22 protein-coding genes and 1 riboswitch are annotated in these 25,689 nt (G+C 37.7%); of the genes, 18 read left to right on the top strand and 4 right to left on the bottom strand.

Features of this window, described 5'->3' with window-relative positions; all coding sequences use genetic code 11:
• Positions 1-37 precede the first annotated feature (37 nt).
• The 4 genes from P4V41_RS13785 to P4V41_RS13770 all read left to right on the top strand — a co-directional run bounded on the left by P4V41_RS13785 (position 38) and on the right by P4V41_RS13770 (position 4,869).
• A complete protein-coding gene (locus tag P4V41_RS13785; RefSeq protein ID WP_328085621.1) occupies positions 38-1,777 on the top strand; it encodes an ABC transporter ATP-binding protein in 1,740 nt (579 codons plus the stop codon).
• The gene (locus tag P4V41_RS13780) at positions 1,774-3,552 is read left to right on the top strand and encodes an ABC transporter ATP-binding protein (protein ID WP_328085620.1); all 1,779 of its coding nucleotides are present in this window, start codon (positions 1,774-1,776) and stop codon (positions 3,550-3,552) included. Before P4V41_RS13785 ends, P4V41_RS13780 begins: the two co-directional genes overlap by 4 nt.
• Positions 3,553-3,649: 97 nt before the next feature.
• On the top strand, positions 3,650-4,405 hold the full coding sequence (locus P4V41_RS13775) for a TspO/MBR family protein (protein WP_328085619.1): 756 nt from the start codon (positions 3,650-3,652) through the stop codon (positions 4,403-4,405).
• A gap of 23 nt (positions 4,406-4,428) precedes the next feature.
• Positions 4,429-4,869 (top strand): hypothetical protein, encoded by a 441-nt coding sequence (locus P4V41_RS13770; protein WP_328085618.1) that lies wholly within the window; start codon positions 4,429-4,431, stop codon positions 4,867-4,869.
• A 48-nt stretch (positions 4,870-4,917) separates the two neighbouring features.
• Here the strand turns inward: P4V41_RS13770 and P4V41_RS13765 are convergent, their stop codons facing one another.
• Positions 4,918-6,246, bottom strand: a complete 1,329-nt coding sequence (locus P4V41_RS13765; protein WP_328085617.1) for an oligosaccharide flippase family protein — start codon at positions 6,244-6,246, stop codon at positions 4,918-4,920.
• Positions 6,247-6,374: 128 nt separating this feature from the next.
• Between P4V41_RS13765 and P4V41_RS13760 the strand changes: the two genes are divergently transcribed.
• The 4 genes from P4V41_RS13760 (at position 6,375) to P4V41_RS13745 (ending at position 10,507) form a co-directional block, all read left to right on the top strand.
• Positions 6,375-7,643 carry a M24 family metallopeptidase gene (locus tag P4V41_RS13760; RefSeq protein ID WP_328085616.1) on the top strand — a complete coding sequence of 423 codons (1,269 nt, stop codon included), beginning with the start codon at positions 6,375-6,377 and terminating at the stop codon, positions 7,641-7,643.
• Between the two features lie 83 nt (positions 7,644-7,726).
• The gene (locus tag P4V41_RS13755; RefSeq protein ID WP_328085615.1) at positions 7,727-8,224 is read left to right on the top strand and encodes a hypothetical protein; all 498 of its coding nucleotides are present in this window, start codon (positions 7,727-7,729) and stop codon (positions 8,222-8,224) included.
• 156 nt (positions 8,225-8,380) lie between these two features.
• Positions 8,381-9,586 (top strand): GTP-binding protein, encoded by a 1,206-nt coding sequence (locus P4V41_RS13750; RefSeq protein ID WP_328085614.1) that lies wholly within the window; start codon positions 8,381-8,383, stop codon positions 9,584-9,586.
• 180 nt (positions 9,587-9,766) lie between these two features.
• Positions 9,767-10,507 carry a CBS domain-containing protein gene (locus tag P4V41_RS13745; RefSeq protein ID WP_328085613.1) on the top strand — a complete coding sequence of 247 codons (741 nt, stop codon included), beginning with the start codon at positions 9,767-9,769 and terminating at the stop codon, positions 10,505-10,507.
• Between the two features lie 84 nt (positions 10,508-10,591).
• On the opposite strand, the gene P4V41_RS13740 is transcribed toward P4V41_RS13745, so the two are convergent.
• Positions 10,592-11,494, bottom strand: a complete 903-nt coding sequence (locus P4V41_RS13740; protein WP_328085612.1) for a LysR family transcriptional regulator — start codon at positions 11,492-11,494, stop codon at positions 10,592-10,594.
• Positions 11,495-11,632: 138 nt separating this feature from the next.
• Between P4V41_RS13740 and gltB the strand changes: the two genes are divergently transcribed.
• From gltB to P4V41_RS13705, 7 genes are all read left to right on the top strand, one after another.
• The gene (gltB, locus tag P4V41_RS13735) at positions 11,633-16,189 is read left to right on the top strand and encodes a glutamate synthase large subunit (RefSeq protein WP_328085611.1); all 4,557 of its coding nucleotides are present in this window, start codon (positions 11,633-11,635) and stop codon (positions 16,187-16,189) included.
• Positions 16,190-16,213: 24 nt separating this feature from the next.
• Positions 16,214-17,692, top strand: a complete 1,479-nt coding sequence (locus P4V41_RS13730; RefSeq protein WP_328085610.1) for a glutamate synthase subunit beta — start codon at positions 16,214-16,216, stop codon at positions 17,690-17,692.
• Positions 17,693-17,792: 100 nt separating this feature from the next.
• Entirely contained in the window at positions 17,793-18,722 is a 930-nt protein-coding gene (locus P4V41_RS13725; RefSeq protein ID WP_328085609.1) for a manganese-dependent inorganic pyrophosphatase, read from the top strand.
• A 135-nt stretch (positions 18,723-18,857) separates the two neighbouring features.
• Positions 18,858-18,965, top strand: a riboswitch (TPP riboswitch).
• An 85-nt stretch (positions 18,966-19,050) separates the two neighbouring features.
• Positions 19,051-19,755, top strand: coding sequence for a thiaminase II (gene tenA / locus P4V41_RS13720; RefSeq protein ID WP_328085608.1), 705 nt, complete (start codon positions 19,051-19,053; stop codon positions 19,753-19,755).
• Position 19,756: 1 nt separating this feature from the next.
• Positions 19,757-20,338: an ECF transporter S component gene (locus P4V41_RS13715; RefSeq protein WP_328085607.1), complete on the top strand. Its 582-nt coding sequence runs from the start codon at positions 19,757-19,759 to the stop codon at positions 20,336-20,338.
• Positions 20,339-20,351: 13 nt separating this feature from the next.
• A complete protein-coding gene (locus P4V41_RS13710) occupies positions 20,352-21,803 on the top strand; it encodes an ABC transporter ATP-binding protein (protein WP_328085606.1) in 1,452 nt (483 codons plus the stop codon).
• Positions 21,787-22,575 carry an energy-coupling factor transporter transmembrane component T gene (locus tag P4V41_RS13705; RefSeq protein WP_328085605.1) on the top strand — a complete coding sequence of 263 codons (789 nt, stop codon included), beginning with the start codon at positions 21,787-21,789 and terminating at the stop codon, positions 22,573-22,575. The genes P4V41_RS13710 and P4V41_RS13705 overlap by 17 nt, the downstream gene beginning before the upstream one ends.
• Positions 22,576-22,613: 38 nt before the next feature.
• On the opposite strand, the gene P4V41_RS13700 is transcribed toward P4V41_RS13705, so the two are convergent.
• Together P4V41_RS13700 and P4V41_RS13695 are read right to left on the bottom strand one after the other, a co-directional pair.
• Positions 22,614-22,913, bottom strand: a complete 300-nt coding sequence (locus tag P4V41_RS13700) for a hypothetical protein (protein ID WP_328085604.1) — start codon at positions 22,911-22,913, stop codon at positions 22,614-22,616.
• Positions 22,914-23,002: 89 nt separating this feature from the next.
• A complete protein-coding gene (locus tag P4V41_RS13695) occupies positions 23,003-23,611 on the bottom strand; it encodes a DUF2238 domain-containing protein (RefSeq protein ID WP_328085603.1) in 609 nt (202 codons plus the stop codon).
• Between the two features lie 96 nt (positions 23,612-23,707).
• Here P4V41_RS13695 and P4V41_RS13690 point away from each other — a divergent pair, with 96 nt between their 5' ends.
• Genes P4V41_RS13690 through P4V41_RS13680 form a run of 3 tightly spaced genes read left to right on the top strand, consistent with a single transcriptional unit; the run spans position 23,708 to position 25,670 of the window.
• Positions 23,708-24,583 (top strand): chemotaxis protein, encoded by an 876-nt coding sequence (locus P4V41_RS13690; RefSeq protein ID WP_328085602.1) that lies wholly within the window; start codon positions 23,708-23,710, stop codon positions 24,581-24,583.
• A 56-nt stretch (positions 24,584-24,639) separates the two neighbouring features.
• Positions 24,640-25,191, top strand: coding sequence for a DUF6944 family repetitive protein (locus P4V41_RS13685; protein ID WP_328085601.1), 552 nt, complete (start codon positions 24,640-24,642; stop codon positions 25,189-25,191).
• Positions 25,192-25,205: 14 nt separating this feature from the next.
• Positions 25,206-25,670, top strand: coding sequence for a YbaK/EbsC family protein (locus tag P4V41_RS13680; RefSeq protein ID WP_328085600.1), 465 nt, complete (start codon positions 25,206-25,208; stop codon positions 25,668-25,670).
• Positions 25,671-25,689: the final 19 nt, after the last annotated feature.

Here is a 25,689-nt window from a genome sequence, read left to right as displayed (position 1 = left end):
AAATAAAGTGCTTGAAAGCGAGAGGGGGAAATAAAATATGAAGCTTTTAAGAGAAACACTTAAGCACTTTAAGCCTTATTGGAGGGGGCTTCTTTTGGCTTTTATCTGTTCGTTAATCGGTGGAGCCTTTACCGTAATCCCACCCATACTAGCAGGTAAGTTGGTTGATGAAATCCTGCCAAATGAGATGACGGACATGATTGGTTGGCTTATTGCAGGGGTTCTTTTCTCGTTTTTATTTAAGGTGATATTTGAATCATTGCAAGAATTTATTCAAATTCAAATCGGTTTAGATGTTATCACAGATATGCAGATGCGTGCATTTGGGCGGTTGCATAAAACGCCGATGTCATTTTTCACGACTACACCTCGTGGAGATATGCTGTATCGTCTTACTCACGACGTAGAAGCTGTACAGAATTTGAATAATACGGTCGTACCACGATTCGTACAACAAGTAGTGAGTGCGGTCGCTGCCTTTATTGCCGTTTTTGCTTTATACTGGCCCGTCGCCATCGTAATGTTCTGTGTATTTGCTGTCTATCTGTATCCATCTTTTAAACTTGGAACGACAATGAGAAAAATGAGTGCCGTTCAGCGGGATATGCGCGCGGATATTTATCACCACCTTCAAGAAAGCATTGAATCAACTAGACTAGTTAGAACGTTTCAAACACAAGAAAGAGAAATACATACACAAGATAAAAAGCTAACAGATTGGAAGAATTATTCCATACGTGCTGCTTTGATCGGAAAAGTAAACTGGCGACTTGGTAATTTATTTAATATCGCTACACCAGGAGTGGTTATGTTAGTTGGAGGAATGGCGGTCTGGAACAATACCATTTCTGTTGGGACGCTTGTTGCTTGTTTAGGGTTTATTCCTACGATGTTCTTTCCCATTCGTTCACTTGCTGAGAATGCATTGATTATTCAGCAGGCTATCCCTGCACTTCAGCGGATCTATGAATATTTTGACTTGCCAAAAGAACATGAAGATGATCTTCCAAACATGAAACCGATTCGTGGGGATATTGATGTTGATAATCTTTGGTTTCGTTATCCGGGCAACGAAGAATATGTGCTAAAAGGCGTTTCACTGAATATGGAAGCTGGGCAACACATTGGGATCGTCGGCACGAGCGGCGGTGGAAAATCGACTCTAATTCAATTGTTGCTCGGTCTGTATGAACCAGAAGCAGGTTCCATTCAAATCGACCAACAGAACTTGTTTGATTACAACAGAAATTCTTTTCGTCAACAAGTTGGCGTTGTCTCGCAGGAAACATTTCTATTAAACAATACACTTCGGATGAACTTATTATATGGAAGAAAGGACGCAACTCAAGCAGACTTAGATGCTGCCTGTGATGCTTCAGGTCTTACAGAATTTGTAACAGCCTTGCCAGAAGGCTATGAAACAATTGTCGGAGAGCGAGGACTTAAGCTTTCTGGCGGACAAAGACAACGCGTTGCTCTTGCAAGAGCAATTCTTCGGCATCCCGCACTATTAATCTTTGATGAAGCAACGTCTTCGCTTGATGGGGAAACAGAAGAACGCGTTCAATCCGCTCTTGAAGAACTCATACCAGGCAGAACGACGATTACGATTGCACACCGCCTGATTACTGTTAGGGACGCAGACAAAATCTTACTTCTACATAAAGGTGTAGTAGCAGAATCGGGTACACATGAAGAACTTCTTGCAGAACGAGGACAATATTACGAACTATATATGGCGCAATACAGTGAATTAGAAAAGGAGAGAGCGATATGAGCCAAACGAATTTAAAACAAAAAAATCGAGATGGCAGACGCGTTCTAGCCTTTTTAAAGCCACATAAAAAATGGGTATTTGCTGATGCGTTTGTTATTGCCGTATCACAAGTATTCTCTGCGCTAATCCCGACGCTTGCACTAGGGTGGCTTGTTGATAAAATTTTGCCTGGTGAATCCAATCAGCTGCTATGGGGATTGATGTGGCTGTTGATCTTTGCAGCTGTTGCTGATTTAATTCTGATGGTTATTGATGAATATTTTTGTCATCAAGTCGCCAAGACAGTAACGAACTGGCAAAAACTAAGGCTGTTTAAACATCTGCAAAACTTACCATTTTCCTTTTATCAAAACAACCAATCTGGCGAGATGATGGCTCGTGTTTCTGATGATCCAGATACACTTCATAACTTCCTGGCTTGGGAAGGATCGACCTTTATGGCATCTGTGCAAGGTGTTATTTTATACAGCATCGTCCTTCTTTGGATTCATCCTTATTTAATGCTTACGAGTGTTGTGTTAGGGGTTATCTTTTATTTAACATCAAACGCAGTAGGTCAGCGTACACGACAATCTTCGGCGAATGCCAGAAAAGAAGCTTCTCGATATCTTGAGAGACTAAGAGAATCTGTAACCGGTATCCATCTTTCAAGGGTTTTAGGTGTTTCAGATGGTGAGGTTTCAAGTGTTGCTGAGATTAGAAAATCATTTATAAAAGAATCTCGTCATGAATTAAAAGCTAGGATGCAATCCATTGTTGTAATTGGAAGCTACAACGGACTTGCATTAGCTGTCGTTTATGGACTTAGCGCATACTTAATATGGAACGATAAATTAACAGCTGGGCAGATGCTTACGGCAGCGGGTCTTGTCGCAATCGCCGCGAATGAGATGCAAAGAATGTTAAGAAACTGGCTTTCAGTAAGAAGAACCGGTCCGGCTTTAGATCGTTCAGAACTTTTACTAAACCAAGAAGTATCAAATGCAGAAACAGAAAGAGGATTTATTCCACAACAGATTGAAGGAGAGATCGAATTTAGAGATGTAGCATTCGGTTATCCTCAAAAAGACGATAAAGTATTAAAAGGGTTATCATTTTCCGTAAAGTCTGGAGAAGCATTAGCGCTTGTAGGGCCGAGCGGATCGGGAAAATCAACAGTGGTAGATTTACTATTACGATTGTATGAACCTGAGAGTGGAGCTATCTTTATTGACGGAACGAACTTATCAACGATTGATGCTGGCTGGCTCCGCTCACAAATTGCGATTGTTTCACAAGATGTACAGCTTAGAAATGGTTCTTTAGCTGATAACTTACGAATTGCAAAGCCTGAAGCAACAGATGATGAATTGATAAGTGCACTAAAAGACAGCGGTCTCGGGGAATTCTTACTTACGCTTCCAGATGGACTAAACTCGCTTGTTGGAGAAAGGGGCAGTTTACTATCTGGTGGACAGAAGCAAAGGCTATCATTAGCGAGAGCTCTAGTAAAAGATGCTGCCATTTTAGTTCTTGATGAAGCGAGCTCTGCCTTAGATCCAATCACAGAAGTTCAAGTCAACGAAGCGATTAATAAAAGAAAATCAAAACAAACGCTCATTATTATTTCGCATAGACTATCAACCGTCTTAGCTGCCAATCGAATTATTGTCATAGAAAACGGAGTAATGATTGAGGACGGAGTACATGATGAGTTGCTAAAGTCTGATAATGGCGTATACAGTAGGTTGTTTAAACGAGAAGCGGAAATTGGATCACAAGCATTTAGCAGTTAAGAATGGGTAAGTAATCTAACTAAGATTGCCTTTTCCTCATAATTCCACTCTACTTTGGGTATATATGAAACTATATATCCAAAGGAGGGAACCATTCATGTCAGCAATGATTAGAGCTTTTCTGAATATCGCAGCACTCGCCGCAGTAATCTTTGTTAATTATCTTGCTAATGCATTACCCTTGAACGGAAGAACAACCGGAGAGTTATCAGCCAAATACAATGTGTTAATTACTCCAGCAGGATATGTATTTTCTATATGGGGACTCATTTATCTGCTGTTATCTATCTGGGTGGTCATTCAAGCGTTGCCAAAGAACAGAAATAAACCGGTGTATGGAAGCATTGGATTGTGGTTTGTATTGAACTGTATCTTAAATTGTACATGGATTTTTGTATGGCATTATGAACTACTAGGTCTCTCTTGGATTGTTATGATCGGTCTTTTATTATCGCTCATATTGATTTATACGAAGATCCAAAATCAAGATAACAAGTCTTTATTCATTAGACTTCCTTTTTCCATCTATTTAGGATGGATTAGTGTGGCAACAATCGTAAATACAGCGGTTGTCTTAAAGTATAGCGACTGGAATGGTTTTGGACTTTCATCTGTTACATGGACCGTGATCTTGCTTTTTGTAGGTACAGGATTATCGATCTTTTTTACGATTCAAAACAAAGATATCTTTTATCCGCTCGTCTTTGTTTGGGCTTATATCGGAATAAGTGTAAGACATAAGGGTGAGATAGACGTTCTCACGTATACGAGTTTCTCGCTAGCAATTTTACTCTTGTTATTTATTATTTGGAGAGTTGTCACTAGAAAAAATGGTGAAACAGCAATGAAATAGGAACTTTAGAGGGAGAGTTACTAATGGTTAAGTTATCGATGCCGGTCGGCTTATTGATGGAGTCAGCAATAGCAGGCGGTGTTTCGGGGGAAAGGCTACTAGAAGTGATTGAAACTAAGGATTACGAAGCAGTCCGCCATGTCGGAAAAGAAGAGTCAAGCTGGGCTTTCTTTTTTGAGTTTGCAGAACAAAACCGGGAAACAATTGTTTCTGCAATCAGAACGGGTTATACCTTTAAATTTATAACCATTAGGGGTTTATTGAACTTATTGCAGACCAAATATAAGTTGAAAGAAAACGAAGATTTTTTAATGAATGAATCTGGTATAGACATGAACCTCTCAGATGAACAACTCGATTTTCTTCGTTCTCGGATACCTTCACAATGGCTTTTCAAGAAAAAAGAACATACTAAGTACTGTGTTCAGGCCTATTTGGCACAAACAACTTCATCATGCGTGTAATAAAGAATAAGCGCTTAAGCGGGAAACATATCCCGCTTAAGCGCTTATTTAATCTTGATAGTTATTTCGTGCACTTAACCACGTTGTGATTCCGATCGCTTTACATACTGAGAAGTAATGAAGAAGCATTAAAAGCACGGATCCTGCATTCATTCCAATAATGATGCCATGCATCCCTAATGATGGCTGTGACCCTAACATGTACATAAGGACAAACGATAATGTTGTAGACCAGACTGACTGAACAAATGCTGTTGTAATTAAGCCTAGACCGATCAAATAAGCCTGTAGAGGTATTAGGAAAAAAGTAAATAAAAAACTCGGCCACAACAATTCTAAATACGTTGCTGCGGATTGCGAATGAAAAAACATTAAGGTGAGTTTTTCTGAAAACATTAAAAAGATTGAAACAGCTGGAAACCCATATAATGCAGTGATGCCCATCACACGAATAAGAAGGTTTTTTAACTTTTCTACATCTTTTTTAGCCGTAGCTTCTGAAACTGTGGGTATTAAGACAACCAAAAGAGAGTGGGCAATAAACGCTGGAAAGAAGCCGATTGAAATCGCTACACCTGCTAACAAACCAAACTCTTCCGTTGCCGCAACTCCTGAAAACCCTGCAAGTGACAATGAGTATTTAATTAAAAACGGCTGAATAGCATTTGTGACAGCATGGAACAGACGTAAGCCAGTAGTCGGAATAGTAACAGCCATAAGGCTCCTAGTCACTTCATTTGATGAAAGATGTTCATTGTTGTGACTTTGCATTCTTTTGTATTGAATCAAATAAGCTGTGAAGAGATAGACGAAAACAACGAGTTCACTACCTACAAAAGTTGCTAAGGCTATAAGGATTGCTGTTTCGTTATCAAAAGAAAACAATTGATAAATCCCTGTTAACAAAATGAGCTGAGCCAATTTTCGAAATAAGTTTGAGAATGCCAATTTGCCCATCTGCTGTTTACCCATAAAGAATCCTCTAGCTATAGATGTTAAGGAGATCAAAGGGATTAATATGACCATAAGCCATCTAACTAACGGATGATAACTATTGAAAACGGGTATAAAAGGCAGGATCACTAAAGCGAGCACAATCATAGCTACAGTCAGCAATATCGTCATTCTTGTAGCATGTTTCAACATGCTAAAGTGTTGTTTCTCCTCTTTTTCTGCAACGAACTTTGAAATGGAGATCGGTAATTCCAAACTCGCTACAATAATGATTAAGATAACGGTTGGAAAGATCGACATATAATGTCCGAGTCCTAATTCACCTAATTCTCTAGCTAACACCATATTCACAATAAATTCTAGACTCTCACCAACTAATGCAGCAGCAGCAAGCAGTAATACGCCTCTGAAAAATATATTCATACGTTGAGTGCATCTCCTTGTACACGTTGTCCTTTTATTCATATGCAAAAAAAAGGAAACAAGACCTCAAAGGACTTTAAACATCAAGAGAGAAAGATAAGCATATAGCAGAATAAGGAGAGGTTATTGTGACATTACATACACAGAACTCAATTCAGATCTTATCCATATCAGAGCAAGAAAAAATTATGGACCATTGGTTACAAGATAGACTAAATCAACTATTACCTTTATTAATGAAGAAACATAACATAGACATGTGGTTAACGATCAGCAAAGAATATAATGAAGACCCACTTGCGAAGACGTTTTTTCCTTCTGCGATAGATAGTTCGAGGAGAATAACCATTTTTGCATTTGTTAGTAAAAACCAATCTACGGGTATTAAACGATTCGTTATTTCTTCTAACAAAAAATTCGAACCTTTCTACTCATGCTATTCCCTTCAAGATAGTGAAGACTCTTTTGACGGATTAAAAAGATTGGTGGATACATACGACCCTGATTCTATAGCAGTTAATACTTCAATGCATTATGCTTTTTGTGATGGATTAAGTCATTCTAACCTTGAATATTTAGGAAAAGTCTTAGGTAAACAGCATGCAAATAAACTGGTCTCATCAGAAAACATTGCAATTGATTGGCTTCAAACAAGATTAGACTCTGAGCTTGATATGTATAAAGAACTGGAAAGTATCACTAAAGAAATCGTGAGACAAACGTTTTCGAACGAACACATCATACCTCATAAATCCTCAACTCAGGATATTGTTCAATGGATCAGACAACGAGTAAGAGACTTAGGTTTGAAAACCTCTTTTTACCCTACTGTTGATATACAAAGGAAAGAAGGAACTTCAGACAGAATAGAGGGTACCGTACTTCCCGGAGATATTTTGCATCTGGATTTCGGTATCGAGTATTTAGGTCTATGTACAGATACACAACAGTTGGCTTATATTCTTAGTGATGATGACAAAGAACCTCCAGCTGGATTAAAAAGTGCATTGAAGGCGGCGAACAAGTTTGAAGATATTTTCTTTGAAATTAGTAAAGAAGGAATGTCGGGTAATGATATCTTTTTAGAGGCAGTAAAAGAAGCAAGAAAAAATAATCTAGATGCTATGCTGTATTCACATCCAATCGGCTATCATTGTCACGGGGCAGGACCAATTATTGGGCTGTATGATAAACAAGAAAGTATTCCTATTCGAGGTGAACGACATGTTAAGAATAACACGTGCTATGCATTGGAATTTAACATTAGACAATTCATCCATGAATGGAACAAATCTGTTCCGATTTATCTTGAAGAAACCGTCTGCTTTAAAGATGGTAAGATGCAATATTTTACAGACAGACAAACAGAATATTATGTAATCGACCCTGAATGGTAATAAAATACATTTGAAATATAAACTCACCTCTAGTACAATGAGAAACTGTGTGTTTCACCTTGTTGTAGTAGGAGAGAGATAAAATGTTATTACTTGGACAAGAACAAGATAGAGAAACAAAACTCGATCGCAACGAACTTGAGTTTCAATTATTGCGCATGCAAAACGATATGAAACAAATTGCTAAAAGCTATGATGTAATCGGTGTGGATCAAACAAAAGATGATAACCTTGTGATCGTTTATAAATCTGAACAACTTGATCAATGTAAAATAATGATTAATGATTGTGAATCAAGATACGATGGCTGGGATTTTTCAATAGATGCTGTTTATGAAGACGAAAATACTCTTCATATTGGCGACATCAAAGGACCTGCTAATAAGGGATACGGCTCAATCTGTATGCACTACTTAAAAGAAACAGCTTCGGATAAGAATATCCCAACGATTAAAGGCGATATAGCAAAGAGAGACTGGGGACATGTAGATCGACTCATTCACTTTTATGAAAAGCATAATTTTGCTGTTGAGCTTGATCCTGATAATAAATGCGGAAAAATTGAATGGAACGATTTTTAAGTAAAAGGCGTGTATCGTAATGAAATCACGTCTTTTTTTTGTGCACATTTATCTATCAACAAAAAATGAAGTTTAGCAATTAAGTCTTGACGTGCGTTGTAACCTGATCTAAGATATAAATCGTAATAATTACGATTTAAAAGGAGTTTTTAATACATGTTACATACACTAACAAAGCGAGTACCAGTAACCGTATTGAGTGGATTTTTAGGAGCTGGTAAGACTACATTGATGAATCATGTCTTATCAAATCGAGAAGGATTGAAAGTAGCTGTGATTGTTAATGACATGAGTGAGATCAATATTGATGCTGCATTGATAAAAAATGAGACTATGTTTTCGAGAACAGAAGAAAAACTCGTTGAAATGACTAACGGCTGTATATGCTGCACACTAAGAGAAGATCTATTAATTGAAGTAGAACGGATCGTAAAAAACGGTGATATTGATTATATCCTTATTGAATCAACGGGTATTAGCGAGCCGATTCCAGTTGCTCAAACCTTCACTTATTTAGATGAAGATTCAGGTGTTGATCTTGCTTCTTTATGCAAGTTGGATACGATGGTAACTGTAGTTGACGGAAATCGATTCTGGAATGATTTTGCTTCTGGAGAAAGTTTATTAGATCGAAAAGCAGCTTTAGATGAGACCGATACTAGAGAAGTCGTAGATTTATTAATAGATCAGATAGAATTTTGTGATGTGTTAGTTTTGAACAAGTGTGATTTATTGGAGAAAGAGGATCGAGAAGAACTCAAAAGAGTATTAAAAAAATTACAACCACAAGCAAAACTAATTGAAACAGAATTCGGTAAAGTAGATCCAAAAGATATTCTATCTACAGGTCTGTTTGATTTTGAGAAGGCAAGTGAGTCAGCGGGTTGGATGCAAGAGCTTGAAACAGAACATATTCCTGAAACAGATGAGTATGGAATCTCTTCCTTTGTATACCGAAAGAAAAGACCTTTTCACCCTGCTAGACTTTTTACTTTTTTAGAGAATTGGCCTTCTGAAATTGTTCGAGCAAAAGGATTTATTTGGGTAGCCTCTCGAAATGATTGGGCAATCTTGTTAAGTCAAGCCGGTACGAGTATAATCTTCCAGCCAGCTGGTCAATGGGTGGCAGCTCTTCCTAAAGAAGAACAAGAAGAAATTATAGAAGAGGAAAAGAGTCTGAATCCAAACTGGGATGAAGAATTCGGAGATCGTATTACCGAACTAGTGTTTATAGGAATCGATTACAACAAACAACAGTTGTTAGAACAGTTAGATCAATGCTTATTGACTGACTTTGAAATGAATAACGGAGACTGGAATAAACTTCACGACCCGTTACCTCGTTTTCCTGAAAGTGAATAATATAAACAAACGAATCCATTCCGGGTTCGTTTTTATTTTCTATAAGTTGTTTATAGGATCAACAAAGTGTTAACCTGAGTACTTTTAATAACTTTACATATTCATTAGAAATTTTAGTTTGAAGTTGTTAAAAAATTGGGTAGTAAAATGGTATTGCGAGATAGAAGGAGAGATTGATCTATGAACGTAACTCATATAAAATCCAATACAGAAAACAGTCTTTCAGAACGATTTGAAATCGCCTTTAACCAGATACACAAATGTTTAATCGATAAAGTAAAAGATACAAAAGATGATCGGTTTAAAAACCTGGTGGAAACAGGAATGAAAAAGCATTCTCTTGTACGATCTTTTTACAATGAGTTAGTTCAGTTCGCGAAACTGAGAAATGCTATAGTCCATGAAAAAGTTGATCATGATTTTTACATTGCGGAACCACATCTAGAGATCGTAGAGAGAATAGAAAAAATAGCAGGTTATTTTATGAAACCTGAAACAGCGCTGACCATTGCAACAAAGAAGGTTCATCATTTTAAAGATAGTGATCGGTTGGAAGATGTATTAAGCTGTATTAGAAAAACATCATATTCACGTTTTCCTATTTATAACGAAAAAGGAGAGTACCTTTGGCTTCTAACCGCTACATACTTATTGAATTGGTTAACTGACCGGCTTGCTGACCAAGTGATTGATCTGAACAATGCAAGAATATCTGATATTGCAGACAATGAGCAAAAGCAGCTGGTTGCTTTTATATCTAAAACCTCTAGCATCTTTAAGGCAGAAGAGATTTTCGAAAGCATGCATAAGGAAGGGAAAAAGCTTGAGGCAATCATTATCACTTTAAATGGTAGTGAGAACGAAAAACCATTAGGTATTTTTACTTCTTATGATCTTATTGAGATTGATTTAGATGATTAAATAGGGAGGCATATAGAAACAGCTTGGCAAAAATGCCAAGCTGTTTTCTGTTTCACCTTTTAACTTCATTAAATAAACACAAGATTATTGATACTGCTCTAAAACAGAGAAGAACTTAATCACAAATTCAAAAAAAACTTGTTCAGCGGGTGCTAGTTCACGGCTACGAGGAGTGATGATTCCTACTGTGCGTTTTACATCTGGTATGTCAATCGGTATCTTCACAGTATAACGCGGTTTCGTTTCATAAAAGGAACTATCGGGTAAAAGGGTAACACCCATACTAGCTGTAACTAGCCCTTTTATCGCATCAAGATCTTCACCTTCACATGCAATCTTAGGGACGAAGCCTGATTCTTTGCAGGCATTAACAACAACATCCCGTAAAATATACCCATCCGGAAATAGAACAAATTCATCATTTCTTAAATCGCTCAATAGTAAACTTCGCTTTTCGGCTAAAAGATGTTGTTCAGGTAATAGTGCTGAAATTTTTTCAGTAAAAAGGATATGTCCTTCTAAATCAGGATCGTTTGTAGGTACTGGACCTAAAAACGCGAGATCGATATCCCCACTTTTAACACTTTCTGTAAGAAATCGGTAAGACCCTTGCCTTAAATGAAAGGCGATATTGGGATGTTCACGTTTAAATGCTGAAACTACAGTTGGCAGAAGATGTCCTGCAAGACTAGTAGGAAATCCAATCTTAATCGTCCCTCTTTCGGGATCTAGGTACTCATCAATCTGTTTTTTTGCATGGTCTATTGCTTTCATTGCGGTTTTTGCGTGAATCAAGAATAACTTCCCAACAGGAGAGAGCTTAATATTTCGACCTTCTCTTTCAAACAACTCTACACCAAGTTCAGATTCTAAGTTTGCGATTTGACGACTGACCGCAGATTGTGCAACATGCAAAGCAATTGCCGCTTCCGATACATGTTCGCGTTCTGCAACTTCAATAAAATAGTGTAATTGTCTGATTTCCATGCCTTGTCACAACCAATCATTCTCAATTTGAGATCATTTTAATCTAAATTATATATTGTTTCGATTAATTATAAAACCTAAACTAAATGAAAGAAAGTTTCGAATATTTCAGTTGAAAAACTTAAGGGGGAGTTCAAAATGACCTTTAGTCAATTTCCAGAACCACAAGGTTTATATAATCCGAAGAACGAACATGACGCTTGTGGAATTGGTCTATATGCTCATTTAAAAGGGCATGCTACCCATGAAATTGTTGCAAAAGGACTTCATATGCTATGCCAGCTTGACCACCGTGGAGGACAAGGAAGTGATCCTTTAACGGGAGATGGAGCTGGCTTAATGACAAAAATACCGCATGATTTTTTTACAAAGGTTATTGACTTTGAGCTTCCTGAAAAAGGACGGTACGGGGTGGGAATGATCTTTTTCCCAAATGATACAGAAGCTCAAGAGAAATTAGAAAATCAAATCAATCATTACATTAATCAAGAAGGTCAAGAACTTTTAGGCTGGAGAACAGTACCTGTTAACGTAAAAACAATCGGTAAAAAGGCTCAAGAAACTTGCCCGATCATTAAACAAGTCTTTATCGCATGCAATGATACTATTTCTGAAGGTTTAACTTTTGAAAGAAAACTATTTGTAATCAGAAAACAAGCAGAGCATTGGGCAAGGGAAGAGGGACTTCAAACTTATTTTGCAAGTTTATCTTCACAAACCATCGTTTATAAGGGACTGTTAACACCCGAACAAGTAGATGCCTTTTATTATGATTTACAAGATACGGATTTTGTGTCTCCTTTCGCTTTAGTACATTCCCGTTTTAGCACAAATACGTTTCCGACGTGGGAACGTGCTCATCCGAATCGATACATTATCCACAACGGAGAAATTAATACTCTACAAGGCAACATGAACTGGATGAAGGCACGTGAGAAACAATTTGTTTCGGATGCATTTGGTGAAGATATCGAAAAGCTGCTTCCTATTCTTGATGCTGATGGAAGCGATTCATCGATCCTTGATCAAGCCTTTGAATTTTTTGTACTGGCTGGAAGAAAACCTTCGCATACGGCAATGATGCTTATCCCAGAACCATGGAGTGAGAACCCTCATCTAGAAGAAGAGAGAAAGGCTTTTTACGAGTATCATAGTTGTTTGATGGAGCCATGGGATGGACCGACAGCAATCTCTTTTACAGACGGTAAACAAATTGGCGCGATACTAGATCGAAATGGTCTTCGTCCGGCGAGATATTATGTAACGAAGGACGATTACATTATCTTCTCTTCTGAGGTTGGAGTTATTGAAGTTGAGGAAGAGAACGTTCTTTATAAAGAGCGGCTAAGTCCTGGTAGAATGCTTTTAATTGATCTCGAAGAAGGCAGAATCATCACGGACAATGAGATCAAAACAGAAATGGCGAGTAAGGAACCATATGAACTTTGGCTTACGAATGGACTTCATCATCTAGATCAAGATGGTCAAGAGACGGAGATCATAGTAGAAAATGTAAGAAGTAAACAAAGAGCGTTTGGGTATACGTATGAAGATATTCATAAGTATTTAATTCCTGTCATTACAGAAGGAAAAGATCCTATTGGGTCAATGGGTAATGATACTCCTTTAGCTGTTCTGTCTGATAATCCTCAATCTCTATTTAATTATTTTAAGCAGCTCTTTGCCCAAGTTACGAACCCTCCAATCGATGCTATTCGTGAGAAGATTGTTACTTCAACGATGACGCTGCTTGGGGCTGAAGGAAATCTTTTGCATCCAGGACCGCAGAATGCTAAGAGAATTCAATTGAATTCTCCAGTGTTAACGACGAATGAGTTTAATCAAATCACAGATAACATGATTTATGAATTTAAAACGGCTTTTCTGCAGACTTTATTTTCGGAAGATTTGGAAATCGGTCTAAAAAACTTGTTTAAAAGCGCTGAAGAAGCCATACAAGATGGAGCAACTTTATTAGTACTATCAGACCGAGAAATGAATGAATCTTCCATTCCGATTCCTGCCCTACTTGCTGTTAGTTCTTTGCATCATCATCTTGTAAAAGAAGGACTCCGGACGAAAGTAAGTTTAATCGTTGAATCAGGTGAAGTTAGAGAAGTTCATCATTTTGCAGCGCTCATTGGATACGGTGCAGATGCTATCTATCCTTATCTAACATATAAAACATTTGAAGAAGCGATTCATGATGAGCATATTAAAACTTCGTTATCAGAGACAATCAAAACCTATAAACAAGGAATAACAGATGGCATCGTTAAAGTGATGTCAAAAATGGGTATTTCAACGGTTCAAAGCTATAGAGGTGCTCAAATTTTTGAAGCAGTTGGAATAGGCAAAGAAGTGATTGATCGATATTTTCCAGCTACCGCTTCTCAAATTGATGGAATCACATTAGCTGAAATCCAAAAAGAGGCTACACTAAGACATCAGCAAGGCTTTAAAGAGACCATCGATGATACTTTGGATTCAGGTAGTGACTTTCAATGGCGAAACACTGGAGAACATCATGCTTTTAATCCAAAAACGATTCATACCCTCCAATGGGCTTGTCGTAAGAATGATTATTCACTGTTTAAAACGTTCTCAAAATTGGCAGATGACGAGAGAACAACTTTCTTAAGGAACTTATTCTCATTTGAACCGAATACAAATGCTATACCTCTCCATGAAGTTGAACCTGTTGAAGAGATTGTAAAGCGCTTTAAAACAGGCGCGATGTCTTTCGGTTCTCTCAGTCAAGAGGCACATGAGTCTCTCGCTATCGCTATGAACCGTTTAGGTGGAAAAAGCAATAGTGGTGAAGGTGGAGAAGATCCAGCTCGATTTGTTCCAGATGAGCTTGGCAATAACCGAAGAAGCAGCATTAAACAAGTTGCTTCAGGTAGGTTTGGTGTTAAAAGTCATTATTTAGTTAACGCAGATGAACTGCAGATTAAGATGGCACAAGGAGCTAAACCAGGTGAAGGTGGACAGTTGCCTGGCAATAAGGTTTATCCTTGGGTAGCAGATGTTCGTGGCTCAACTCCTGGGGTAGGATTGATTTCCCCGCCACCGCATCATGATATTTACTCAATCGAAGATATGGCACAACTTATTCATGATCTGAAGAACGCAAACCGCGAAGCAAGAATTAGCGTTAAGCTTGTGGCGAAATCCGGTGTTGGAACGATTGCTGCTGGTGTGGCAAAAGGCGCAGCTGATGTAATTGTAATCAGTGGTTATGACGGAGGAACAGGAGCGTCTCCAAAAACAAGTATCAAACATACCGGTCTTCCATGGGAGTTAGGACTTGCTGAAACACACCAAACGTTGATGCTTAACGGACTTCGTGAACGTGTAACGCTTGAGACAGATGGAAAGCTGATGACAGGAAAAGATGTTGTGCTTGCTGCATTGCTAGGTGCTGAGGAATATGGTTTTGCTACAGCACCACTAGTTGTACTAGGTTGTGTCATGATGCGTGCTTGTCATCTTGATACATGTCCAGTTGGTGTAGCTACACAGAATCCTGAATTAAGAAAAAAATATCTGGGTGAACCTGATCACGTTGTCAATTACATGAGATTTGTGGCTGAAGAAATTCGTGAGATTATGGCTGAACTCGGTTTCCGTTCAATGGAGGAAATGGTCGGGCGTACTGACGTATTAACAGTTGGAGATCGTGCGAAAAAACACTGGAAAGCGAAGCATCTTGATTTATCAAAACTCTTATATCAAGCAGACGGTATTCGTACGAAAAGTGTTTCTCAGAATCATAAAATTGATCAATCACTCGATATGAATGAGATCTTACCGAAACTGCAGCAAGCCTTAGAAACGAAGGAAGCTGTTTCACTCAACCTTAAGGTCAAGAACACGAATCGAGTAACGGGTACGATTGCTGGTAGTGAAATAACAAAACGATTCGGTGAAGAAGGTCTTGCTGAAGATACTGTAACTCTTAACTTTTCTGGATCTGCTGGTCAAAGTTTTGGAGCATTCGTACCACGTGGCATGACGCTTTATCTGAACGGAGACAGCAATGATTATTTTGGTAAAGGATTGTCTGGCGGAAAATTAATTGTTGCACCCCCTAAATCAGCAGAGTATTTGGCTGATGACAATGTCATCTTAGGAAATGTTGCTTTTTATGGAGCAACAAGTGGTGAAGCATACATTAACGGGTTGGCTGGAGAGAGATTTGCAGTTAGAAATAGTGGAGCTAACATCGTTGTTGAAGGAATCGGAGATCATGGCTGTGAATACATGACGGGTGGTCGAGTGGTTGTTTTAGGGGATGTTGGAAAGAACTTTGGAGCAGGTATGAGTGGAGGAATTGCCTATATTTACACGCATCAGCCACTATTATTAAAACAGTTATGTAACAAAGAAGGTATTGAGTTTGAGAGATTAATGGATTCTGAAGAAACAGAAACGGTCAAGCAGATGATTATTAATCATTTTTCATACACTCAAAGTAAAAAAGCTTCAGCAATCCTTCAAAACTGGAAAGTGGAACAGTCACATTTTGTGAAAGTCATTCCGCATGATTACAAAGAAATGATTAAGAAAATAGAAGAAGAGAAAAAAGCTGGATATTCAGAAGATGAAGCGATTATGAACGCTTTTGAAGCAGGTTCAAGTCCTGCGAAAGCAAGCGGCAGACCAGGGCCAACAAAATTAATTCTGAAATAATTGAGATGAAAGGAGAGATTTTATATGGGAAAACCAACCGGATTTTTGGAATACCCAAGAGAAGAAACGATAGAGAGAAAGCCTCTCCAACGTCTTAAAGATTGGAAAGAATATACAAAAAAACAACCAGAAGATATGTTAAAAAGGCAAGGCGCAAGATGCATGGATTGTGGTACACCTTTTTGTCATATTGGTATTGAGATTAATGGGGCTGCTGCTGGCTGCCCTATTAACAATCTGATTCCTGAGTGGAATGATCTGGTTTATCGTGGAAAATGGAAAGAAGCCCTTGATCGTTTGATTAAAACAAACAATTTCCCTGAATTTACAGGTAGGGTTTGTCCTGCTCCTTGTGAAGGATCATGTACAGTTGAGTTAGCTGGGCCGGCTGTAACAATAAAGAACATTGAAAAAGCAATCATTGATAAAGGTTTTGAAAACGGCTGGATTCAACCTAGAATTCCAGAAAAAAGAACAGGGAAAAAGATCGCTATCGTAGGCTCAGGACCAGCGGGACTTGCAGCAGCTGATCAGCTGAACCAAGCGGGTCATTCTGTTACAATTTATGAAAGAGCAGACAAAGCTGGCGGATTGTTAACATATGGGATTCCTAACATGAAGTTAGATAAAGATGTTGTGGAAAGAAGAATCAAACTTTTAAGACAAGAGGGCATTGATTTTATTCTTAAGACAGAGGTAGGAAAAGACGTTACTTCTGAAGAACTCAAGAATCAATATGATTCAATCATTCTCTGTACAGGAGCGCAGAGACAGAGAGATTTAACTCTTCAAGGAAGAGAAGCAGAAGGTGTTCATTTTGCAATGCACTATCTCACTCAAGCTACGAAGAGATTATTAAACATTGAAGTTTCTGAGCCACTAATTGATGCAGAAGGTAAGAATGTAATCGTAATAGGTGGTGGTGACACGGGTGCTGACTGTGTGGCCACAGCTCTTAGGCAAAAGTGTAAGAGTGTGGTTCAATTTGGTAAGCACCCTAAACTTCCTGATGTGCGTAGTGATGAAAACATGTGGCCAGAGCAACCTAACATTTTTACAATGGATTATGCCTATGAAGAAGCTACTGCTCAATACGGAAATGATCCAAGAGAGTATTCCGTACAAACGAAAAAAATCGTATCAGATAATAATGGCCGATTAAAAGAACTTCACACAATTCAGATGAAACGAACATCAGATGATGCCGGAAATATGGTTTTTGAAGAAATTCCGGGATCTGAAAAAATCTGGCCAGCAGATCATGTTTTCATCGCGATCGGGTTTGAAGGTACAGAACTACCAGTCTTAAAAGAATTCGGTGTAGAAGTAAAACATAACAAAGTACATGCTAAACATGGTGACTATAGAACAAATGTAGATGGAGTATTTGCAGCGGGTGATTCTAGACGTGGTCAAAGTTTAATCGTTTGGGCGATCCAAGAAGGACGTGATTGTGCACGTCAAGTTGATCTATCGTTAATGGGAAGTACGGTTTTGCCTTAATACTTTTTTCCATGCTACAATAAACTCCAAAAGCCATAAGCTCTATGATAAAATAGGGCTTAGGCTAAAAACAATTCTTTTATTTATAAGGAGTAGACGCATGGAAAAAGTACTTATTTTTGGACACAAAAATCCAGATACTGACACGATTACATCAGCACTCGTTTACGCTGACTTAAAGACTAAATTAGGACAAAATGTAGAAGCTATTCGCCTAGGTGAAATTAATGGCGAAACACAATATGCATTAGATTATTTTAAAGCAGAACTTCCACGTTTAGTTGAACATGTATCTGCTGAAGCAAACGCGGTAATCTTAGTTGACCATAATGAACGCCAACAAAGTGCAAATGACATTGACAAAGTAAGAGTATTAGAAGTTATTGACCATCATCGTATCGCGAACTTCGAAACAAGTGATCCGTTATACTATCGTGCTGAGCCTGTTGGCTGTACAGCTACAATCTTGAACAAGATGTACAAAGAGAAAGGCGTTCAAGTAGAGAAAAATATTGCAGGACTTATGTTATCTGCGATTATTTCTGATTCTTTGTTATTTAAATCCCCTACTTGTACAGATGAAGATGTTGCTGCAGCAAAGGAACTGGCTGAAATTGCTGGTGTAGATGCGGAAAAGTACGGATTAGAAATGCTAAAAGCAGGTGCTGACCTAAGTGATAAATCTGTTGAAGAATTGATTTCACTTGATGCAAAGGAATTTAACATTGGTGAAAACAAAATTGAAGTTGCTCAAGTAAATACGGTTGATGCTAGCGATGTATTAAAGCATCAAGAAGACCTAGAATCAGCGATTACTAAAGTTATTGCTGACAAAGGTTTAGACCTATTCATGTTCGTTGTAACTGATATTTTAACAAATGACTCGACAACATTAGCTCTTGGTAAGAGATCACAATCTGTTGAAGAAGCTTATAATGTTAAATTAGAAAACAATACAGCCGTTCTTAAAGGTGTTGTATCTCGTAAAAAACAAATTGTACCCGTATTAACAGAAACGATGAGCAAGTAAATAGAGGTGCTATAGGGTAAAGCCATAGTGGGTTTTACCCTTTTATTTCAAACTGCAATTCATCGTGCTTTTTAAAAACAGTTGACAAACAAAACGAGACTGCTATCATTTAAAACATAAACCAACTACATAAAAAATAACCACTAGGGGTGCCTTTTATAAGGCTGAGATCAAAGTGAAACTTTGAGACTCTTAGAACCTGATCTGGATTATACCAGCGTAGGGAAGTGGTGTTGCGGAGCTTTTATTTCTATTTTGAATTCTCCATATACAACCACTTTCTTAGCTGAGAGTGGTTTTTTTGTTGGATAAAACAAGGAGGATTCATATGAACACATTTACTGATATCTTACGAGAAAGAGCGGCTTCTGTTTGGGAAGCGAACCTTCAACATCCATTTGTAAAGGGAATAGCAGAAGGTGACCTTTCTTTAGAATGCTTTAGGTACTATGTTTTACAAGATTCGTATTATTTATCTCATTTTGCAAGAATACAAGCGATGGGAGCTGCAAGAGCTGAGGATTTGTATACAACTTCTAGGATGGCAGCACATGCACAAGGTACAAATGACGCGGAGTTAGGACTTCATGAGACATTTATGAAACAGCTTGGAGTGACAGATGAAGAACTAGCTAATTTTGAACCTGCTCCAACTGCTTATCATTATACCTCACACCTTTATCGTGTAGCAGAGTCTGGAAGTTTGGGAGAAATTATTGCAGCCATTCTGCCATGTTATTGGATCTATCAAGAGATTGGTAAAACGTTCAAAGGGGCTACACCACAAGAGCCAATCTATCAGGAGTGGATCGCTGCATATGGCGGTGAATGGTTCTCAGAACTTGTACAAGAGCAGATTGATAGACTGAATCAGTTGGCTGAAAAAGCAAACGAAGTGGAAAAAAATAAGATGATTCAACATTTCGTAATCAGTTGTCAGTATGAGTATTCCTTTTGGGAGATGGCTTATACCTTGGAAAAATGGCCGATATCATCCAGCCTTACCACAGCAACGATCGGAAGTGAAGGATAGAATGCAAAAAGGGTTAAAGTTAACGGATATCCTAGTAACGATCGTAATTTCGATCGCTTTTGGAATATTGTATAAGATTTGGGGACCTATATATTATGCCGTGAAACCGTTTGGCCTTCACATTGATCAGTTAATATATGGAATGTGGTTCATGGCGGCGACAGTAGCATTCCTAATCATCCGAAAGCCTGGAGTTGCCCTATTGGCAGAAATTGCTGCTTCGTCAGGAGAATTTTTAATGGGTTCAGAATTTGGACTTGAAGTGTTACTATATGGAATCATTCAAGGATTGTTTGCAGAAATTATCCTATTCGCATTTCGTTATAAACGGTTTGACCTTTTTGTCATCTCACTTGCTGCGTTAAGTTCATGTGTAGGATCTTTAATCATGGACTTTTACAAAGGCTATATCGGTGATCTTTCAACATGGAACCTCACCTTATTTATCGTATTTAGAATGGTTGGCTCTATATTGTTTACGGGATTGTTTGCCGTTTCTATCGCAAAAGCTTTAGAAGCTACTGGAGTAACGAATTTAGTAAGATCTACGTCAAAAAAGGATCATGAAGCATTAGATCAATAACTGAGGTGGTTAGATGACAAGCATAACAGCTGTGAAGAATTTAAGGTTAAAGTTTCCCGGTGAATCAGAAATGCTGTTTAAAGATTTGAGTTTGTCTTTTAATCGTGGTGAAAAAGTTCTTCTTCTAGGTACCTCCGGATGTGGCAAATCCACACTGTTGCAAGTTCTTTCTGGCCTAGTACCACGAACAATTGACATTCCTATGAAATGTGATGAAATACAAATCCCTGATCAATGGGGATTTGTATTTCAAGATCCTGAAACGCAATTCTGTATGCCATATGTTGATGAAGAATTAGCATTTGTGCTTGAGAACCTTGAAATCCCTCGAGAAGAGATGAGAGGCAAGATTCGCTCTTTATTAAAAGAAGTTGGACTTGAGCTTGATAACATTCATACACCGATTCAACATCTATCAGGGGGAATGAAGCAGCGATTAGCGATTGCTTCTGTATTAGCACTGAAACCAGATGTAATATTTTTAGATGAACCAACTGCTTTTATTGATGAAAAGGGTACAGAACAAATTTGGGAAACGGTAAAAAGAATATGGAAAGATAAGACGTTAATAATTGTTGAACATAAAATTGAGAAAATCCTGGATTTCGCTGATCGTCTTATTGTATTTACACCAGATGGAGAAATCCTTGCTGATGGTAACACTTCAATGGTCTTTACTCATTATAAGGAAAAGATCAAAGAGTATGGAATTTGGTACCCTGGTGCTTGGGATGAATATAAACGAACACCGAACGTGAATAACAAGAAAGAACTTTTAGTGACCATGAAGTTACAAAAATTCAAAGGGTATCGAAACAGAGAAGTTAAGATCGTGGCAGATCACTTAGAGGTCCATTCAGGAGAGTGGGTCACAATAATGGGTGAAAACGGAGCAGGTAAGAGTTCATTATTATTAGCTATGATGCAGCTCATAAAAACATCTGGAGACTATTTTATTAATGATATACCTATTCAAAAAACGAAAGACATCTTTGGACTTGTTTACCTCGTATTTCAGAACCCTGAGTATCAATTTTTAACTCATTCTGTTTACGATGAAATAACCTATGGATTACAAAACAAGAAGGATATTGAATCTAATGTAAAAGAGATACTCTCTTCTCTCGAGCTGATAAGCAAAAAGGACCAACATCCTTATCAACTATCTGTTGGTCAGAAGAGACGTCTAAGTGTTGCAACTGCTTTTTTACAAAAACCAAATATTTTACTTCTTGATGAACCAACTTTTGGTCAAGACTCTTTAAACACGTTCAAGATTTTGGAATGGATCGAACAAGAGCGTCAAAAAGGAACGATCATTCTCATGGTCACACACGATCATCATATCACCGAACGTTTTGCTACACGGTTATGGAAAGTACAGAACGGTAAAATTGTAATTGATCATCAGCTCGATAGAGGCGTTAAAGTACAAAAGGAGATTCTGCATGAATTCATTATTTAGTGGGAAGTGCACTTGGTTACACAGCATAAATCCATCTCTAAAACTATTAACGATATTGAGTCTGTTCGTATTTGCTATCAACATCCATAATCTAAATTTTATGGTGGGTTTTTCATGCGTGATCTTAACATTGTTTATATTTAGTACAGGATATTCTTATAAGCAATTATTCTTACTATCTCTGCCTTTCTTGTTTGTTTTTCTTTCAACTTCTTCATCCATGATTTTATTTGGAAAGGGGGAAACGATTTTGTTTAAATGGGCATATGTTCGAATATCCGAAGAGAGTTTGATAAGGGGCATTCACTTAGGATTTAGAGCTTTATCATTTGCAATGCTTGGATTGATATTTGCTTTAACTACAAAACCTGTTAAGCTGTTTTATTCCCTCATGCAACAACTTAAACTGCCACCCAAGTTTGCTTATAGTTTCATGGCAGCCATTCGATTAATTCCAATCATGATTGAGGAATACCAAATTATTATGAATGCTCAAAAAGTAAGAGGATTTGAAAAAAGAAATCACTTTCTTAAAAGAATTGAGAGGCTAGCGATTCCTTTATTATCACAATGCATTCGTAGAGCTTATCGCATAGCCGTTTCAATGGAGGCAAAACGATTTCATTCGAACAGAAAGAGGACCTATTATTATGAGGTCGGTTTTTCAAGAAATGATCTATTTTTCATAAGTTATTTTCTTATTCTGTTAGGACTCGCCTATCTTCTTTCTATCCAATATCCACTCCTTCCAAATACTGATGTGAGAAATTAACCTGATTGAGAGACTGGATTTTTATCCATTCAGTCTCTTTATTTCATCAAAGTGATGTTTTCATTTTGTTTCATCAGCACCGTATGACTGCCTTTTTTTATCTTCATATATATAGTGTTAGGTACACGCAACTTCTCACCCTTCTCAAAGAAAACAATGTAATGTGGTTCTGTTACGAATGAATCTCCAATGCTTATTACTTTTTCAATTCTTTCTTTTTTAACAATCTTACCTCTATACTCATTTATTTTAAATTCCTCTCTTATATAACCAGACCATGCAAAGAACAACAAAAATCCTGCTAAAAATGTATAAACGATTGAACTTGCTTTTTGCATTTTCTCACCTCAGTTTTGTATATGAAGAAAAAAGGGAAAACAAAAGAAGGGTTTGTATGAAATTGATCTAATACTATTGAAACAACAAATTACTTCTTAACTTTTTGGATCAACTTGCTTTGCCATGATGTGAGCAATAGTAAGGCTAGGAATGAACCGAGTAGTGTAAGAGACATGTCCCATTGAGCATCCCAAATATCTCCTTGAGCACCTACAAAGTCTTTTGTTCCACGTTTTGCTATCTTGCCCGCGATCCATTCAACAATTTCATAGAGAGCGGCGATTGCCAACGTAATGCTTATTGCAATAAATTGGACCCATTTTCCAATGTGTAAGGGTGTTTTGATAAGAAGGATCTCGCGTATAACAATCGACACCAATCCTTTCATAAAGTGACCGAAACGATCATAGTGATTGCGATTCAAATCATAGTGATGCTGAAGCCAATCAAATAAGGGAACATCGTCATACGTATAATGTCCGCCTATAAATGTCAAAATCGATAATAATGCAATGATGCAATATGTAAGAGTAGTGAACCTTAAATTTTTATAAAGGAAGAAAACGCAGATTAGAGCTATAACAGATGGAGCGACTTCTAGTATCCATATTGGATAATGTGCAGGTTTAATAAGTGACCACAGAAAAAAGAAGGAAACGATGATTAATAGAAACACATGTATCTTGTTAACTTTCATGAGCAATCCCTCACAATCTAACATTAGTATTGATATTAAGTTAGAAACGTATTCTTTTGTTGCTTAAACACACTTTAAATAGGGATGTGATACATCATGACTAAAAAAATCGCAGTGGCAATTCTTCATGGGATTGGTAATCAAAACGAGGATTTTTCGGATTTGTTTATTGAAGTGCTTACTAAAAGATTCTCTCAACAACTAAAACCATTTTATGCAACTCCTGAAAAAGAACTGATCATCCAACCCATTTATTGGGGGAGCGTCTTTAACGAAAGGGAAACGCACTTGTGGCAAAGGCTAAATAAAGAAGATAGTTTAGATTTCAAGCAGTTAAGACAGTTTGTTATCCACTTTTTTGGTGATGCCATTGCCTACCAGCCTGTAGTCGATTACAATCCGAACTATATTAAAGTACATGAGGTATATGCTAGGGGCCTTCGAGAATTAAGTGTAGTTGCTGGTGAAGATGCTCCACTCTTTGTCATTGCACATAGTTTAGGTACGGTTATCTCGAGTAATTATTTTTATGATCTACAGTTCATTGCTGAACGAATATCTGAAGATGTCATGCGAAATATGAAAAAGACTCCTTTAGAAAAAGGTGAAACTCTAACCAGCTTTTATACATTAGGAAGTCCATTGGCGTTATGGAGTCTTAGGTATGCTGATTTTAATAAGCCCATCCAAGTTCCATCACCACACTTAAAAGATTATTACCCTGAACTACAAGGTAAATGGGTAAATATGTACGATAAAGATGACGTGTTCGGTTATCCGTTAAAAACGATCAATGACTCTTATGATCGAGTAATTGCGGTTGATAAAGAAATAAATAGCGGCGGCTTTATAAGCAGTTCTACACCCCTTTCTCATAATAATTACTTTAAAACGAATGAAGTCATCAATGAAATTGGTGATGATTTAGCTGAAACATGGAAACAGTTAAATTTAGCACCTCTGCGAAAATAACGTTTTTTCTCGTCCACGAATACATTAAAACATCTCATCAAATGGACGGTTGCCGAATGGATAATCAGCAAAAACAACAAATTGGCGGTGTTATACAAGCAATTGGAACAGTTGTATCAGCGATTGCCAACACACCAAATTCGGTTTTGAGTGATCAGTTTCAGGAGGATCTCGATTTAATAGGAAATGTTCTGCAAGCTACGGGAAATGGTTTAATTGCTGATGGACAAATCCCGTTTAGCCTTAAGAGAATTGGGAATGAAGTCCAAGCTATTGGAAATACCACGGTAATCGCAGGTATGGTCTTACCAATAGAAGATGATACTTCTCAAGTCTTGAATATTAAAGGGAACTTACTACAAGCATTTGGAGCAGTTATTGTTCTAGGTGTTGAATTCGATAACGAACTAGGTGATTCTCCTTCAAACCAAGGGATAACTATTATTTCCAATTTACTTCAAGCAGCAGGCAACTCGTTACAGGCATTAGGTGGAAAATATGAACTTGACCATCCGAATGAAGATAAAAGCTATAGTGAATCCTTAATATTTGCAGGAAGTTGGATCCAGGCTGCCGGTGCCGTGATTTCAGCGTTACCTCGTCAGTAAAAGGGGAGATACAAGTGGAGGAATTTCATAGCACTATTAATCGTTTTATAACCGAGAATAATATAGATGCCATTCATTTCGTTTTAAGGGAATCATGTCATTCTGTACAGGATGCTGCTAAAGCCATAAATGTTTCCCAGAATAATTTCGTAAAAAACATTTGTTTTTTAGATAATAAAGAACAACTCATCTTAGCCATTGTAAGAGGAGAAGATCGTGTGAGCACCACACGTGTGGGAAAAGCTTTGGATATTGAACGACCTCGGCTCGCAACAGAGGATGAAATATTAGCACAAACTGGATTTCCTGCAGGTGGAGTTCCGTCATTTGGATTCAAAGCTACTTTTTTAGTTGATCCAAAAGTAACTCAGCTTCCATACATATACACGGGAGGCGGCTCACAGTTTTCATTGATAAAAGTAGAAACAAATAGTATGTTACTGACAAACAAAGGACAAGTCATTCGAATTAGAAAATAAAAAATCTCAATAGCCCTGC

Source organism: Fictibacillus nanhaiensis, from assembly GCF_036213205.1.
Classification (GTDB): domain Bacteria; phylum Bacillota; class Bacilli; order Bacillales; family Fictibacillaceae; genus Fictibacillus; species Fictibacillus nanhaiensis_E.
This window is presented reverse-complemented; position numbering and strand designations above follow the sequence as displayed.